This is a genomic window from Cellulomonas sp. P5_E12 (assembly GCF_054049315.1).
In genome coordinates, this window is the sequence record NZ_JBFUMP010000006.1 from 270,927 (window position 1) to 285,703 (window position 14,777).

14 protein-coding genes are annotated in these 14,777 nt (G+C 72.0%); 9 read left to right on the forward strand and 5 right to left on the reverse strand.

Annotated elements, in window-relative coordinates; all coding sequences use genetic code 11:
* Positions 1-9 precede the first annotated feature (9 nt).
* Entirely contained in the window at positions 10-516 is a 507-nt protein-coding gene (locus tag ACXJKA_RS07635) for an OsmC family protein (RefSeq protein ID WP_456824588.1), read from the reverse strand.
* Between the two features lie 73 nt (positions 517-589).
* Here ACXJKA_RS07635 and uvrC point away from each other — a divergent pair, with 73 nt between their 5' ends.
* The 9 genes from uvrC to ACXJKA_RS07680 all read left to right on the forward strand — a co-directional run bounded on the left by uvrC (position 590) and on the right by ACXJKA_RS07680 (position 9,650).
* A complete protein-coding gene (gene uvrC, locus ACXJKA_RS07640; RefSeq protein ID WP_456824589.1) occupies positions 590-2,605 on the forward strand; it encodes an excinuclease ABC subunit UvrC in 2,016 nt (671 codons plus the stop codon).
* Complete coding sequence (gene rapZ / locus ACXJKA_RS07645) at positions 2,602-3,546, forward strand: RNase adapter RapZ (protein ID WP_456824590.1); 945 nt, start codon at positions 2,602-2,604, stop codon at positions 3,544-3,546. Before uvrC ends, rapZ begins: the two co-directional genes overlap by 4 nt.
* Positions 3,543-4,520: a gluconeogenesis factor YvcK family protein gene (locus ACXJKA_RS07650; protein ID WP_456824591.1), complete on the forward strand. Its 978-nt coding sequence runs from the start codon at positions 3,543-3,545 to the stop codon at positions 4,518-4,520. The genes rapZ and ACXJKA_RS07650 overlap by 4 nt, the downstream gene beginning before the upstream one ends.
* Positions 4,521-4,569: 49 nt before the next feature.
* Entirely contained in the window at positions 4,570-5,550 is a 981-nt protein-coding gene (whiA, locus tag ACXJKA_RS07655) for a DNA-binding protein WhiA (protein ID WP_456824592.1), read from the forward strand.
* Positions 5,551-5,772: 222 nt separating this feature from the next.
* Entirely contained in the window at positions 5,773-6,777 is a 1,005-nt protein-coding gene (gap, locus tag ACXJKA_RS07660) for a type I glyceraldehyde-3-phosphate dehydrogenase (protein WP_456824593.1), read from the forward strand.
* Positions 6,778-6,894: 117 nt separating this feature from the next.
* Positions 6,895-8,094: a phosphoglycerate kinase gene (locus ACXJKA_RS07665; RefSeq protein WP_456824594.1), complete on the forward strand. Its 1,200-nt coding sequence runs from the start codon at positions 6,895-6,897 to the stop codon at positions 8,092-8,094.
* Between the two features lie 2 nt (positions 8,095-8,096).
* Positions 8,097-8,891, forward strand: a complete 795-nt coding sequence (tpiA, locus tag ACXJKA_RS07670; RefSeq protein ID WP_456824595.1) for a triose-phosphate isomerase — start codon at positions 8,097-8,099, stop codon at positions 8,889-8,891.
* A 157-nt stretch (positions 8,892-9,048) separates the two neighbouring features.
* Positions 9,049-9,291: a preprotein translocase subunit SecG gene (gene secG / locus ACXJKA_RS07675; RefSeq protein WP_456824596.1), complete on the forward strand. Its 243-nt coding sequence runs from the start codon at positions 9,049-9,051 to the stop codon at positions 9,289-9,291.
* Between the two features lie 11 nt (positions 9,292-9,302).
* Positions 9,303-9,650, forward strand: a complete 348-nt coding sequence (locus ACXJKA_RS07680) for an RNA polymerase-binding protein RbpA (RefSeq protein ID WP_370503994.1) — start codon at positions 9,303-9,305, stop codon at positions 9,648-9,650.
* Between the two features lie 59 nt (positions 9,651-9,709).
* Here the strand turns inward: ACXJKA_RS07680 and pgl are convergent, their stop codons facing one another.
* From pgl to tal, 4 genes are read right to left on the reverse strand one after another with little or no spacing between them, the layout of a single operon-like run.
* Entirely contained in the window at positions 9,710-11,158 is a 1,449-nt protein-coding gene (pgl, locus tag ACXJKA_RS07685; RefSeq protein ID WP_456824597.1) for a 6-phosphogluconolactonase, read from the reverse strand.
* Positions 11,155-12,072 carry a glucose-6-phosphate dehydrogenase assembly protein OpcA gene (locus tag ACXJKA_RS07690; protein ID WP_456824598.1) on the reverse strand — a complete coding sequence of 306 codons (918 nt, stop codon included), beginning with the start codon at positions 12,070-12,072 and terminating at the stop codon, positions 11,155-11,157. The genes pgl and ACXJKA_RS07690 overlap by 4 nt, the downstream gene beginning before the upstream one ends.
* The gene (gene zwf / locus ACXJKA_RS07695) at positions 12,069-13,610 is read right to left on the reverse strand and encodes a glucose-6-phosphate dehydrogenase (RefSeq protein WP_456824599.1); all 1,542 of its coding nucleotides are present in this window, start codon (positions 13,608-13,610) and stop codon (positions 12,069-12,071) included. The genes ACXJKA_RS07690 and zwf overlap by 4 nt, the downstream gene beginning before the upstream one ends.
* Positions 13,607-14,749, reverse strand: a complete 1,143-nt coding sequence (gene tal, locus ACXJKA_RS07700) for a transaldolase (RefSeq protein WP_456824600.1) — start codon at positions 14,747-14,749, stop codon at positions 13,607-13,609. The genes zwf and tal overlap by 4 nt, the downstream gene beginning before the upstream one ends.
* Positions 14,750-14,777: the final 28 nt, after the last annotated feature.

The following is a 14,777-nucleotide window of genomic DNA, read 5'->3' on the forward strand; positions in this document are numbered from 1 at the left end:
GAGGGGACGTCAGCCCGCGACGGCCATCCGGACCGGGACGGGCTCGTGCCGGACGGGGAAGTTGACCGACCGGGAGATGAAGCAGTGCTCGTGCGCCTGGTGATGGATTCCGCCGAGCACGGCGTCCGTCACCGCGCCGCCCGTGGGCAGGTGCGCGCCGGGGGCGACGGTGACCCGCGGCCGCAGGACGACCTCACGGAACTGACCGTGGCCCGCGGCCTCGATGCGCATGGTGCCGACGGCCTTGTCCTCGTACCCGACGACCACGACGCCGGCGGCCGATGCGAGGTGCAGGAACCAGAGCATGTGGCACTGGGCCAGCGCGCTGACCAGCAGCTCCTCGGGGTTGTACCGCGACGGGTCTCCGCGGAACGACGGGTCCGACGACCCGAGGAGCGGGGGCTTCGAGCCGATGCGCACCTCGTGGTCGCGGCTGTACGAGGTGTAGCTCGACGTACCGGTGGCGCCGGCGCCGGTCCAGGTGACGTCGACGGAGTACGTGTGGAGGGGGCCCATCGGTCCACGGTAACGGCGTCGGCAACGCCGTGGGCGGTCTGCAGCGACGGTCTCGCGAACTACGCTCGAACGCATGGCTGATCCCGCCACGTACCGCCCCGCGCCGGGGGAGATCCCGGACTCGCCGGGCGTCTACCGCTTCCGCGACGAGCACGGCCGCGTCATCTACGTCGGCAAGGCCAAGAGCCTGCGCTCGCGCCTGTCCAGCTACTTCCAGGACCTCTCGGGCCTGCACCAGCGCACCCGGCAGATGGTCACCACGGCTGCCTCGGTGCAGTGGACGGTCGTGGGCACCGAGGTCGAGGCGCTCGCGCTCGAGTACTCCTGGATCAAGGAGTTCGACCCGCGCTTCAACGTGAAGTACCGGGACGACAAGTCGTACCCGTACCTCGCCGTGACGATGGCCGACGAGTTCCCGCGCATCCAGGTCATGCGCGGCGCCAAGCGCAAGGGCACCCGGTACTTCGGCCCCTACGCGCACGCGTGGGCCATCCGCGAGACCGTCGACCTGCTGCTGCGCGTGTTCCCGGTCCGCACGTGCTCGGCGGGCGTGTTCAAGCGGGCGCACCAGCAGGGCCGGCCCTGCCTGCTCGGGTACATCGACAAGTGCTCGGCGCCCTGTGTCGGCCGCATCTCGCCCGACGACCACCACCAGCTCGCCCAGGACTTCTGCGACTTCATGGCGGGCGACACGGCGAAGTTCACGCGGCGGCTGACGGCGCGCATGAAGGAGGCGTCGGCGGAGCTGGAGTTCGAGCGCGCGGCACGCCTGCGCGACGACATCGCGACCCTCGAGCGGGCCACCGAGAAGAACGCGGTGGTGCTGGCCGACGGCACGGACGCGGACATCTTCGCGCTCTCCGGCGACGAGCTGGAGGCGGCGGTCCAGGTGTTCCACGTGCGCGACGGACGCATCCGCGGCCAGCGCGGGTGGGTGGTCGAGAAGGTCGAGGACGTGACCGACGCCGAGCTCGTCGAGCACCTCTTGCAGCAGATCTACGGCAACGAGGCGTCCGGCGACGGGGACCCGGGCTCGTCGGCGGTGCCGCGCGAGGTGCTGGTCCCCGTGCTCCCGCCCGACGTCGACCAGGTGCAGGCCTGGCTGACAGGCCTGCGCGGCAGCAAGGTCTCGGTGCGCGTGCCGCAGCGGGGCGACAAGCGCGAGCTGGCGGAGACCGTGCACCGCAACGCCGAGCACGCGCTCGTGCTCCACCGCACCCGGCGCGCGGGCGACCTGACCACCCGCAGCCAGGCGCTGCAGGAGATCCAGGAGGCGCTGGACCTGGCGTCCGCCCCGCTGCGCATCGAGTGCTACGACGTCTCGCACAACCAGGGCACGTACCAGTCGGCGTCGATGGTCGTCTTCGAGGACGGTCTCGCGCGCAAGAGCGAGTACCGGCTGTTCACCGTCCGCGGTCCGGAGGGGCAGGGCGCGCGCGACGACACGGCGGCCATGCACGAGGTCATCACCCGGCGGTTCCGGCGGTACCTGGCCGACCGGGCGGACGCGCGGGACGTCGAGCTGGGCATCGGCGAGGACGACGACGACCAGCCGCTGCGCTCGGGGCCGATCGACGAGGTCACCGGCAAGCCGGTGCGCTTCGCCTACCCGCCGAACCTCGTCGTCGTGGACGGCGGACCGCCGCAGGTGGCGGCGGCCGCTGCGGCCATGGCGGAGCTCGGGATCGACGACGTCGCCCTGGTCGGGCTGGCCAAGCGGCTCGAGGAGGTGTGGCTGCCGGGCGAGGAGTACCCGGTGATCCTCCAGCGCAGCTCCGAGGGCCTCTACCTGCTCCAGCGACTGCGCGACGAGGCGCACCGGTTCGCGATCACCGCGCACCGCAAGCGTCGGAGCAAGGGCATGACGACGTCGGTGCTGGACGGCGTGCCCGGCCTCGGGCCTGCCCGCCAGGCGGCCCTGCTCCGGCACTTCGGGTCCGTGAAGCGGCTGCGTGCGGCGTCGGTCGAGGAGATCGCGTCCGTACAGGGCATGGGGGACCGGACGGCGGCGGCGGTGGTCGCCGCGCTGGCCGCGCCGGGTGTGGCGGCGGCCCCCGCGACCGAGCCGGCTGGCATGCTGGACGCATGAGCGACGAGCCTTCGCCGATCACGGTGCCCGCCGGGATCCCCGCCCTCGAGGCGGCCACCGAGGCGCCCCACCTGAGCCAGCCGCAGGTCCTCATCATCACCGGCATGTCCGGCGCGGGCCGCACGCGGGCCGCCGCGGTGCTCGAGGACCTCGACTGGTACGTCATCGACAACCTGCCGGCCCAGATGCTCACGCACCTCGTCGGGATGCTCACCAGCGGGCCTGCCGGCGCCGGGGCGCAGAGGCTCGCCGCCGTCATCGACGTGCGCGGCCGCGAGTTCTTCCGGGACCTGTCGCCCGTGCTGCAGGGGCTGCGCGCGTCGGGGATCGAGTACCGGATCCTGTTCCTCGACGCCTCGGACGAGGTGCTGGTGCGGCGGTTCGAGCAGGTCCGGCGGCCGCACCCGCTGCAGGGTCAGGGGCGGATCCTCGACGGCATCGCCGAGGAGCGCGCGATCCTCTCCGACCTGCGCGAGCGGGCCGACACCCTGATCGACACCTCCGAGCTCAACGTGCACGACCTGGCCCGCGAGGTCCGGGCCGTGGTCGCCAGCGCCGCCGACGACGTGCTGCGGATCTCGGTCGTCTCCTTCGGGTTCAAGTACGGGATCCCCCTGGACGCCGACCACGTGGTCGACATGCGGTTCCTGGCCAACCCGTACTGGATCACCGAGCTGCGGCACCTCACAGGACGCGACGCGCCCGTGCGCGACTACGTGCTGGGCCTGCCCGGCGCCGTGACCTTCATCGACCGGTACGTCGACGCCCTCGAGCCGGTGCTGGCGGGGTACCTCAACGAGGAGAAGCGGTACGTGACCATCGCGGTCGGGTGCACGGGCGGCAAGCACCGCTCGGTGGCCGTCAGCGAGGCCATCGCGACGAAGCTGCGGGAGCGGGGTCACCTCGTCGCGGTGTCGGCCCGCGACCTCGGCAAGGAATGAGGGCGGCCGCGCCGGCCGTCGTCGCTCTGGGTGGTGGGCACGGCCTGTCGGCGTCACTGTCGGCCCTGCGGCTGATGACCGACCGCATCACCGCCGTCGTCACGGTCGCCGACGACGGCGGGTCCTCGGGCCGCCTGCGCGACGAGCTCGGCGTCCTGCCGCCCGGCGACCTCCGGATGGCCCTCGCCGCGCTCTGCGACGACTCGGACTGGGGCCGGACCTGGCGCGACCTGCTGCAGCACCGGTTCCGCTCGTCCGGGGACCTGGACAACCACGCGGTGGGGAACCTGCTCATCGTCGCGCTGTGGGAGCTGCTGGGCGACACCGTCGAAGGACTCGACTGGGTGGGCAAGCTGCTGGGCGCCCGCGGTCGGGTGCTGCCGATGACCTCCGTGCCGCTGCTCATCGAGGCCGACGTCGTCGAGCCCGGGGGCGCCACGAGCCTCGTGGTCGGGCAGAGTGCCGTCGCCGTCACGAGCGGGACCATCACGCAGGTGCGCCTCGAACCGGCGGACCCGCCCGCGTGCCCCGAGGCCGTGGAGGCCATCGAGGCCGCCGACTGGGTCATCCTCGGGCCGGGCTCCTGGTACACGTCGGTCCTCCCGCACCTGCTGGTGCCGGGGCTGCGCGACGCGCTGGGCCGAACGGGGGCGCGCACGATCCTGACCCTCAACCTCTCCTCGGGTGAATCGGGGGAGACGGCGGGCATGAGCGCCGACCAGTACCTGGAGGTGCTCCGGGTGCACGCGCCCGAGCTCCGGGTGGATGCCGTGGTCGCGGACCCGTCGGCCGTGGAGGACGTCACCGCGCTCGCCGCACGCTGCGCGGACCTGGGAGCACGTCTCCTGCTGCGGCAGGTCGGCCGGGGTGACGGGACCCCGCGGCACGACCCGCTGCGGCTCGCCGGGGCCTACTCGGACGTGCTGGACGGCTTCCTCGGGGACGTCGGGACCCGCGAGAACCCACCGAGGTAGGTGACGGGAGCGGTCCCGGGCACGTGTCCTGCAATGGCAGGATGCAGCCATGGCGTTGACGGCACAGGTGAAGGACGAGCTCGCCCGTCTGAAGGTGGACAAGACGTCCTCACGGAAGGCCGAGGTCTCGGCCACCCTGAGGTTCGCCGGGGGCTTGCACATCATCTCGGGTCGGATCGTCATCGAGGCGGAGCTGGACACGGGCATCGCGGCCCGGCGTCTGCGACAGGCGATCGCCGAGGTGTACGGGCACGAGAGCGAGATCATCGTCGTGTCGGGCGGTGGTCTGCGCCGCGGCAGCCGGTACGTGGTCCGCGTCGTCAAGGACGGCGAGTCGCTCGCCCGCCAGACGGGGCTGCTCGACAACCGGGGGCGCCCGGTCCGTGGGCTGCCGCCGCAGGTCGTGTCGGCGGGCGTCGCGGAGGCTGAGGCGGCCTGGCGCGGAGCGTTCCTCGCGCACGGCTCGCTCACCGAGCCCGGCCGGTCGTCGGCGCTCGAGGTCACGTGCCCCGGCCCGGAGGCGGCGCTCGCGCTCGTCGGGGCCGCGCGCCGGTTGGGCATCGCCGCCAAGGCGCGCGAGGTCCGGGGCATCGACCGCGTGGTCATCCGCGACGGGGACGCGATCAGCGCCATGCTGACGCGGCTCGGCGCGCACGAGACCGTGCTGGTCTGGGAGGAGCGCCGCGTGCGGCGCGAGGTCCGCGGCACGGCCAACCGGCTCGCCAACTTCGACGACGCGAACCTGCGCCGCTCGGCGCGCGCCGCCGTCGCCGCGGGTGCCCGCGTCGAGCGGGCCTTCGAGATCCTGGGCGACGAGCTGCCGGAGCACCTGCGCGAGGCCGGGGAGCTGCGGCTCGCGCACAAGGAGGCGTCGCTGGAGGAGCTGGGCAAGCTCGCCGTGCCCACGCTCACCAAGGACGCCGTGGCAGGCCGCATCCGCCGCCTGCTGGCGACCGCGGACAAGCGCGCGGCGGAGCTGGGGATCCCGGACACCGAGGCCGGGCTCAGCCCGGACCTGCTCGACCTCTGACCTGGCCCGCGGTGCCCCCGCGGCCGTCTCACGAGGGACCTTCGTCACCGCGTGAGCCCGGTCACTGGTATAGGGTCATGTCATCCGAACGTCACACGACGGTCACGTGTTGGGCATGTGAGACAGCCCGTGCCGTAGGCGTCCGGAGCGCACAGCGGCGTGCGTGACCCCATCACCAAAATGTGTGCGCCGGCCCCCCGTCGGCGCTGCCGAGGAGGGCAAGTGACCATCCGCGTCGGTATCAACGGCTTCGGCCGTATCGGGCGTAACTTCTACCGGGCGATCATCGCGTCCGGTGCCGACATCGAGATCGTCGGCGTGAACGACCTCACGGACAACAAGACGCTCGCGCACCTGCTGAAGTACGACACGGTGCTCGGTCGTTTCCCGCTCAGCGTCGACTTCGACGACGAGAACATCATCGTCGACGGCAAGAAGATCCGTGCCCTCGCCGAGCGCGATCCCGCCAGCCTCCCCTGGAAGGAGCTGGGCGCGGACATCGTCATCGAGTCGACCGGCTTCTTCACGGACGCCACCAAGGCGAAGGCCCACCTCGAGGCCGGCGCCAAGAAGGTCATCATCTCCGCCCCGGCGAAGAACGAGGACGCGACGTTCGTCGTCGGCGTGAACCACGAGTCGTACGACGCCGCGACGCAGCACATCATCTCGAACGCGTCGTGCACCACGAACTGCCTGGCCCCCGTGGCCAAGGCGCTCAACGACTCGATCGGCATCGAGCGTGGCCTCATGACCACGATCCACGCCTACACCGGCGACCAGAACCTGCAGGACGGCCCCCACAAGGACCTCCGCCGCGCCCGCGCCGCCGCGCAGAACATCGTCCCGACGTCGACCGGTGCGGCCAAGGCCGTCGCGCTCGTGCTCCCGGAGCTCAAGGGCAAGCTCGACGGCTTCGCCCTCCGCGTCCCGGTCATCACGGGCTCGGCCACGGACCTGACGTTCACGGCCTCGCGCGAGGTCACCGTCGACGAGGTCAACGCCGCGGTCAAGGCCGCTGCCGACGGCCCGCTCAAGGGCATCCTCGAGTACGTCGACGACGAGATCGTGTCGAGCGACATCGTCACGAACCCGCACCAGAGCATCTTCGACTCGAAGCTCACCAAGGTGAGCGGCGACCTGGTCAAGATCATCGCCTGGTACGACAACGAGTGGGGCTACTCGAACAGCCTCGTCGCGCTCACCACGTACGTCGGCGAGCGTCTCTGACGGTCACGTCGCACCTGTAGTGACGGTCATGCGTCCGCGTGCGCCCCGGCCCTTGTGGCCCCGGCGCACGCGGACGCTGCCGTGTCCGGCCCTGCTCGAGTCAAGGGAAGAAGACGCATGAAGACCATCGAGGACCTCGGCGACCTGCGCGGCAAGCGCGTGCTCGTCCGCTCCGACTTCAACGTGCCGCTCGACGGCACGACCATCACCGACGACGGCCGCGTGCGCGCGGCCCTCCCGACGCTCCAGGCGCTCCTCGCCGCCGGCGCGCGGGTCGTCGTCACCGCCCACCTCGGCCGCCCGAAGGGTGCCCCCGAGGACAAGTACTCGCTCGCGCCCGTCGCCGCGCGCCTCTCCGAGCTGCTGGGGCAGCCGGTCGCGCTCGCGAAGGACGTCGTCGGCGACTCGGCGAAGGCCACCGTGGCGGCGCTGCAGGACGGCGAGATCGCACTGCTGGAGAACATCCGGTTCGACCCGCGCGAGACGTCCAAGGTCGACGCCGAGCGCGCCGAGCTGGCGGGGGAGCTGGCCGGCCTTGCTGATGTCTTCGTGTCCGACGGCTTCGGCGTCGTGCACCGCAAGCAGGCCTCGGTCTACGACGTCGCGCTGGTGCTGCCGCACGCCGTCGGCAAGCTCGTCCTCAAGGAGGTCGCGTCGCTGCGCAAGGCGACCGACGACCCCGAGCGGCCCTACGTGGTCGTCCTCGGCGGCTCGAAGGTGTCCGACAAGCTCGGCGTCATCGCCAACCTGCTGACCAAGGCGGACCGCCTGCTCATCGGCGGCGGCATGCTCTTCACCTTCCTCGCGGCGAAGGGCCACCCGGTCGGCAACTCGCTGCTCGAGGCCGACCAGATCGACACCGTCAAGGGCTACCTGGCGCAGGCCGAGGAGGCCGGCGTCGAGATCGTGCTGCCGACCGACATCGTCGTCGCCGACGAGTTCAAGGCCGACAGCCCGGCGCTCGTCGTGCGCGCGGACGCGATCCCGGACGGGAAGATCGGGCTCGACATCGGCCCCGAGTCGAGCAAGCTCTTCGCGAGCAAGATCGTCGACGCCAAGACCGTCGTCTGGAACGGCCCGGCGGGCGTGTTCGAGTTCGAGGCGTTCTCGGGCGGCACGCGTGCCGTCGCGCAGGCGCTGGTCGACGCGGGTGCCAACGGCGGCTTCACGATCGTCGGCGGTGGCGACTCCGCCGCGGCCGTGCGCACGCTCGGCTTCGACGAGGCCGGGTTCGGACACATCTCGACCGGTGGTGGCGCGAGCCTCGAGTTCCTCGAGGGCAAGACGCTCCCCGGCATCGCGGTTCTGGAGGACTGAACGTGGCGACTCGCACCCCGCTGATGGCGGGCAACTGGAAGATGAACCTGGACCACCACCAGGCCACGCACACCGTGCAGAAGCTCGCGTGGACGCTCAAGGACGCCCGGCACGACTTCGCCAAGGTCGAGGTGGCCGTGCTGCCGCCGTTCACCGACCTGCGCAGCGTGCAGACGCTCGTGGACGCCGACAAGCTCGAGCTGGTCTACGGCGCGCAGGACGTCTCGGCGCACACGTCCGGGGCGTACACGGGCGAGATCTCGCCGGCGTTCCTGGCCAAGCTCGGCGTCACGTACGTCGCGGTGGGCCACTCGGAGCGCCGCGAGTACCACAACGAGTCCGACGAGCTGGTCAACGCGAAGGTCAAGTCCGCGCTCAGCGCCGGCCTGATCCCCATCCTGTGCGTCGGCGAGGTGCTCGACGTCCGCAAGGCCGGCGAGCACGTGCCGCACACGCTCGCGCAGCTGGACGGTGCGCTGGCCGGCCTCACGGCCGAGCAGGTCGCCACCATCGTCGTCGCCTACGAGCCCGTGTGGGCCATCGGCACCGGCGAGACGGCCACGCCCGAGGACGCGCAGGAGCTGGCCGCGGCCATCCGCACGCGGATCGGCGAGCTGTACGACGCCGCCACGGCCGACGCCGTCCGCGTGCTCTACGGCGGTTCCGTGAAGTCGTCGAACGTCGCCTCGATCATGGCCAAGCCCGACGTCGACGGCGCTCTCGTCGGCGGCGCGAGCCTGGACCCCGAGGAGTTCGCCGCGATCGCGCGCTACCAGTCGCACGCCGTCGGTCTCTGAGTCCGTCGCGGGTGGGTCCCGGGAGACTCCTGGGACCCGCCTGGGCGAGGTGGTGGCTTATCGCCCCACTCGTCGCCTACCCTGTACCGCGGTCCACCGCAGCGTCGCCGGCTCAGCCGCCGTCGACGTGCCCGCCCAGTAAGGAACTGACACCGACGTGACTGGCCTTCGTATCGCGCTCTCTGTGCTGCTGGTGCTGACCAGCCTCCTGCTCATCCCGCTCGTCCTGCTGCACAAGGGCAAGGGTGGCGGCCTGTCGGACATGTTCGGCGGCGGCATCACGAGCAGCGCCGGAAGCTCGGGCGTGGCGGAGCGGAACCTGAACCGCATCACGATCGGCACCGCGCTCCTGTGGACGGCGATCATCATCCTGCTCGGTCTCCTCGAGCGCACGGTCTGAGGCGGTAGACGATGGCGAGCGGGAGTGCGATCAGGGGGTCGCGAGTCGGCGCCGGCCCGATGGGCGAGGCCGAGCGCGGGGACACCGCTCCGCGGATCTGGGTGTCGTACTGGTGCGCCAACGGCCACGAGACGCGCCCCAGCTTCGCCGAGGAAGCGGCGCTCGACGCCCCGGTGACCTGGGACTGTCCCCGCTGCGGGTTCCCCGCCGGGCAGGACCAGGAGAACCCTCCGTCGCCGTCGAAGAACGAGCCGTACAAGACGCACCTCGCCTACGTGAAGGAGCGGCGGTCCGACGAGGACGGCGCCGCGATCCTCGACGAGGCACTCGCGGCCCTGCGCGCCAAGCGCGGCGGCTGACCCAGAACACACGACGAAGGGGCCCCCGAGATTCGGGGGCCCCTTCGACGTGTCGGGTCTCAGTCGAGCACGCGGAGCAGGGCGAAGCCGTCGTACCCCTTGGTGCCCACCGTCTGGATCACCGTGCCGTCGTAGCGCGGGTGGCTCCTGAGCAGCTCGACCATCGCGCGCACGCCCTGGACGCGCTCGTCCGGGTGGTCGGCGTCGACCACGGCACCGCCGCGGACCACGTTGTCGACGATCACCACCGACCCCGGGTGCGTGAGCGACAGCGTCTGCTCGAGGTAGTGCGGGATCGACTCCTTGTCGGCGTCGATGAACACCAGGTCGAACGGCTCGGTCCCGTCGGCGATCAGCCCGTCGAGGGTGTCGGCCGCCCGACCCACGAGCACCTCGACGAGCCCGTCGACGCCGGCACGGGTCAGGGACTCCGTCGCCACGCGGGCGTGCTCGGGCTCGAGCTCGAGCGTCGTCAGGTGGCCGTCGGCGGGCAGGGCGCGGGCTAGCCACAGCGTGCTGTACCCGCCGAGCGTCCCCACCTCGAGGATCCGCCGGGCGCCCGTGGCCTGCGCCAAGAGGTGCAGGAGCTTGCCCTGGTTGGGGGCGACGGCGATGTCGGGCAGGCCGCCGGACGCGGCCGCGTGCCGGGTGTCCCTCAGCGCGACGTCCTCGGGCACGAGCGCGCCGAAGTAGTGGTCGACCCGGGTCCAGAGGTCGGCCTCCGTCTCGACCGGGGCCGGGAACGCCGACGGCGTGGTGGAGAGCGCGGCGGGGGTGCCCAGGCCCTCGGTGGCGGCGATGTCCACCAGCCAGAGAGTCCGCTCGGTGCCCAGGGCGCCCGAGGCGGGTGTCGTCGTCACGGGGGCACCGCGCAGCGCCGAGGCGACGGCGGCGGCCTTCTCCGCACCGGACGCGACCACCCAGACCTCGCGCGCGGCGTGGATGGCGTCGTAGGTCAGCGAGACGCGCTCCGGCGGCGGCTTGGGGGAGCCGTGGACGCCGACCGTGGGCCGACCGGTGACCGTCAGCGCCTCGTGGCCCGGGAACAGCGACGCGACGTGCCCGTCGGGCCCCATGCCGAGCAGTAGCACGTCGAAGGCCGGCGAACCGGCCTCCGCGAACGTCTGGGCGTAGGCGTCGGCCGACGCCTCGGGCGTCGGGACGTCGTCGGACCGGGCGGGGACCGGGTGCACGTTCTCGAGCGGCAGGGCGTCGCCGAGCGCGTCGATGAGGGCGTCCCGCGCCTGCGTCTCGTTGCGCTCGGGATCTCCGTCGGGCAGGAACCGCTCGTCGCCCCACCACAGGTGCACTCCCGACCAGTCGACGGCGTCCCGCACCGGGCTGGCCGCGACGGCCTTCAGTGACGCGATGCCGACCGTGCCGCCGGTGAGCACCACGTGCACGGGGGAGCGGTGCGACTGCACGTCGACCAGGTGCGTGAGCAGCCGGGCGGCCACGGACTCGGCGAGCACCCGGGAGTCCGGGTGGACGACGACGTCGCGGGTCATGCGTCGATCCTCGCGAGGCCCTTCTGCAGCACCTCGCCGTAGACCTCGTCGGCGTCGAGCCGCCGCAGCTCCTCGGCCAGGCACTCGCGCAGCTGGCGGATGGGCAGGGCGATCCGGTGCTCGGGCTGGTCGGGCTGCCGCAGGGCGGCCGTCTTGCCGTCCGGGCGGTCGAGCACGATGTCACCAGACGCGCGCTCCAGCCGCACCTGCGTGATCGCGGGCGCGTCCTTGATCCGCTCGATCTCGACGGGGACCTTCAGCGCGTAGGCCAGCCACGCGGCCATGAGGTCGACCGACGGGTGGGTGCTCTCGCCGACGACGACGGCCTTGTGCACCGGCTCGTACGGCGGCTGGTCGAGCGTCGCGGCGATGAGCCCGCGCCAGAGGGTCGCGCGGGTCCACGCGAGGTCCGTGTTGCCGTCGACGTGGGACGCGGCGAGCTTGCGCAGCGCCGCGTTCGGGCGGGCGACCTGGGTCGAGTCGGTGATGCGGCGGGTCGCCATGCGCCCGAGCTGCGCCTCGGCGACGTTCTCGGGGATCTCGTAGGGCCACCAGGTGACGATCGGTGTGTCGGGGAGCAGCAACGGGATGACGAGCGTGTCCAGGTGCCGCTCGAGCTGCCCGGACGGGCGCAGCACCAGCACCTCGCTCGCGCCAGCGTCGCCGCCGAGCCGGATCTGGGCGTCCAGCGTGGACGTCCGCTCCTTGGTGTCGTTCGCGATGACGATGACGCGGCACGGGTGCTCGCGGCTGGCGTCGTTCGCGGCGTCGATCGCCTCGTCGGGGTCCCGGTCACCCACGGGGATGATCAGGGTCAGCACGCGGCCGAGGGCGATCGCGCCGCCCTCGTCGCGTTCCTTGAGCAGGCGCTTGTTGATGTCGCGGGTGGTGGTGTCGGGCATCTCGATGATCATGGCCGCCTCCAGACGCGCCCGTCGCGGGCCATCATCTTGTCCGCCGACTCCGGGCCCCACGTGCCCGATCGGTACTCCTCCGGCTTGCCCTTGCCGGCCCAGTACGACGTGACCGGGTCGAGCACCTTCCAGGACAGCTCGACCTCCTCGTGCCGCGGGAACAGCGGCGGGTCGCCCAGGAGGACGTCGAGGATGAGGCGCTCGTAGGCCTCGGGAGAGGACTCGGTGAAGGCGTGGCCGTAGCCGAAGTCCATCGTGACGTCGCGGACCTCCATGGCCGTGCCGGGCACCTTGGCGCCGAACCGCAGGGTCACGCCCTCGTCCGGCTGCACGCGGATGACCAGGGCGTTCTTGCCCAGCTCCTCCGTGGCGGTCGACTCGAACGGCAGGTGAGGCGCGCGCTTGAAGACGACCGCGATCTCGGTGACGCGGCGCCCGAGCCGCTTGCCGGTCCGCAGGTAGAACGGCACCCCGGCCCAGCGGCGGTTGTCGATGTCGACCCGGATGGCGGCGAACGTCTCGGTGGTGGAGTTCGGGTCGAAGCCCTCCTCCTCGAGGTAGCCGACGACCTTCTCGCCGCCCTGCCAGCCCGCGGCGTACTGCCCGCGGGCCGTGTGCTTGCCGAGGTCGCGGGGGAGCTTGACGGCCGAGAGGACCTTGATCTTCTCCGCGGTGAGGCTCTGCGCCTCGAACGAGGCCGGCTCCTCCATCGCCGTGAGGGCGAGCAGCTGCAGGAGGTGGTTCTGGATGACGTCCCGGGCCGCGCCGATGCCGTCGTAATAGCCCGCGCGGCCGCCGATGCCGATGTCCTCGGCCATCGTGATCTGCACGTGGTCGACGTAGTTGGCGTTCCAGATGGGCTCGTACAGCTGGTTGGCGAAGCGCAGGGCCAGCAGGTTCTGCACCGTCTCCTTGCCCAGGTAGTGGTCGATCCGGAAGATGTCGTCGGGGCGGAAGACGTCCGACACGATGTCGTTGAGCTCACGCGCGCTGGCGAGGTCGTGGCCGAACGGCTTCTCGATGACGACGCGGCGCCACGTCCCTTCCGCGGGCTGGGAGAGCCCGGACCGGGCCAGCTGCTTGCACACGACCGGGAACGAGCTCGGCGGGATCGACAGGTAGAACGCGTGGTTGCCCCCCGTGCCCCGGGACACGTCGAGCTCCTCGACGGTGTCGCGCAGCCGGTCGAACGCGTCGTCGTCGTCGAAGGTGCCCTGGACGAACCGGATGCCCTCCGACAGCTGGCGCCACGTGGCCTCCCGGAACGGCGTCCGGGCGTGCTCCTTGACCGAGTCGTGCACGATCTCCGCGAAGTCCTGCGTCGCCCAGTCGCGCCGGGCGAAGCCGGTGAGCGCGAAGCCCGGCGGGAGCAGGCCGCGGTTGGTGAGGTCGTACACCGCGGGCATCAGCTTCTTGCGCGCGAGGTCGCCCGTGACCCCGAAGATCACGAGGCCGCAGGGGCCGGCGATCCGGGGGAGGCGGCGGTCGCGGGGGTCCCGGAGCGGGTTCTGGCCGGGGCCGACCTTGTTCGGACTCACCTGGCGTCCCCGGACGTGACCTGCTTGGCGGCGTCGGCGAGGCCGTCGGAGACGGTGGTCAGGAGCTCACCCCAGCTCGCGGTGAACTTGTCCACGCCCTCGACCTCCAGCTGCTCGGTGACCTCGTCGATGTCGATCCCGAGGTCGCGCAGACCCGCGATGACGGCCTCGGCCTCGGCTCGGGTCCCCGTGACCGTGTCGTGGGCGTCGCCTCCGTGGTCGGCGACCGCGTCCAGCGTCTTCTCCGGCATGGTGTTGACCACGCCGGCCACGACGAGCTCGTCGACGTAGAGCGTGTCCGGGTACGCCTTGTCCTTGACGCCCGTGGATGCCCAGAGGGGCCGCTGCGGGTGTGCTCCGGCGGCGGCGAGGGAAGCCCAGCGCTCGTCGGCGACGACCTCCTGGTAGAGCCCGTACGCGAGGCGGGCGTTGGCGATGGCCGCCTTGCCGCGCAGCGCCGCCGCCTCGGGGGTGCCGATCTTGTCGAGCAGCGGGTCGATCGCCGTGTCGACGCGCGAGACGAAGAAGGAGGCGACCGAGGCGATGGGCGCCAGGTCGTGCCCGTTGGCCTTCGCCTTCTCCAGACCGCTCTCGAACGCGTCCAGGACCGCGCCGTAGCGCTCGAGCGAGAAGATCAGCGTGACGTTGACGCTGATGCCCTCGGCGAGCACGGCCGTGATGGCCGGGAGACCCTCGCGGGTGGCCGGGATCTTGATGAAGACGTTCGGCCGGTCCACCGTCGACCAGAGCGACTTGGCGGAGGCGATCGTGGCCTCGGTGTCCTTCGCGAGCCTCGGGTCCACCTCGATGGACACCCGTCCGTCCACCCCGTCGGTGGCGTCGTAGACGGGGCGGAGCACGTCCGCCGCCTGCCGCACGTCGTCCGTCGTGATCCGGAACACCGCGGCGTCGACGTCGGCGCCGTCCGCGGCCAGCTCCCGGAGCTGCTCGTCGTAGGCGTCGCCCTTCGCGAGCGCGCTCGCGAAGATCGACGGGTTGGTGGTCACGCCGACGACGCCCTTGTCGGCGACCAGCTGGGCGAGGTTCCCCGTGCGCAGCCGCTCGCGCGAGAGGTCGTCCAGCCAGATCGCGACGCCGGCGTCCGCCAGCCGTGCCAGGGGGGTGCTGCTCGGTGCCATGGTCGATCCCCTTCTCCCGCACGCCGCC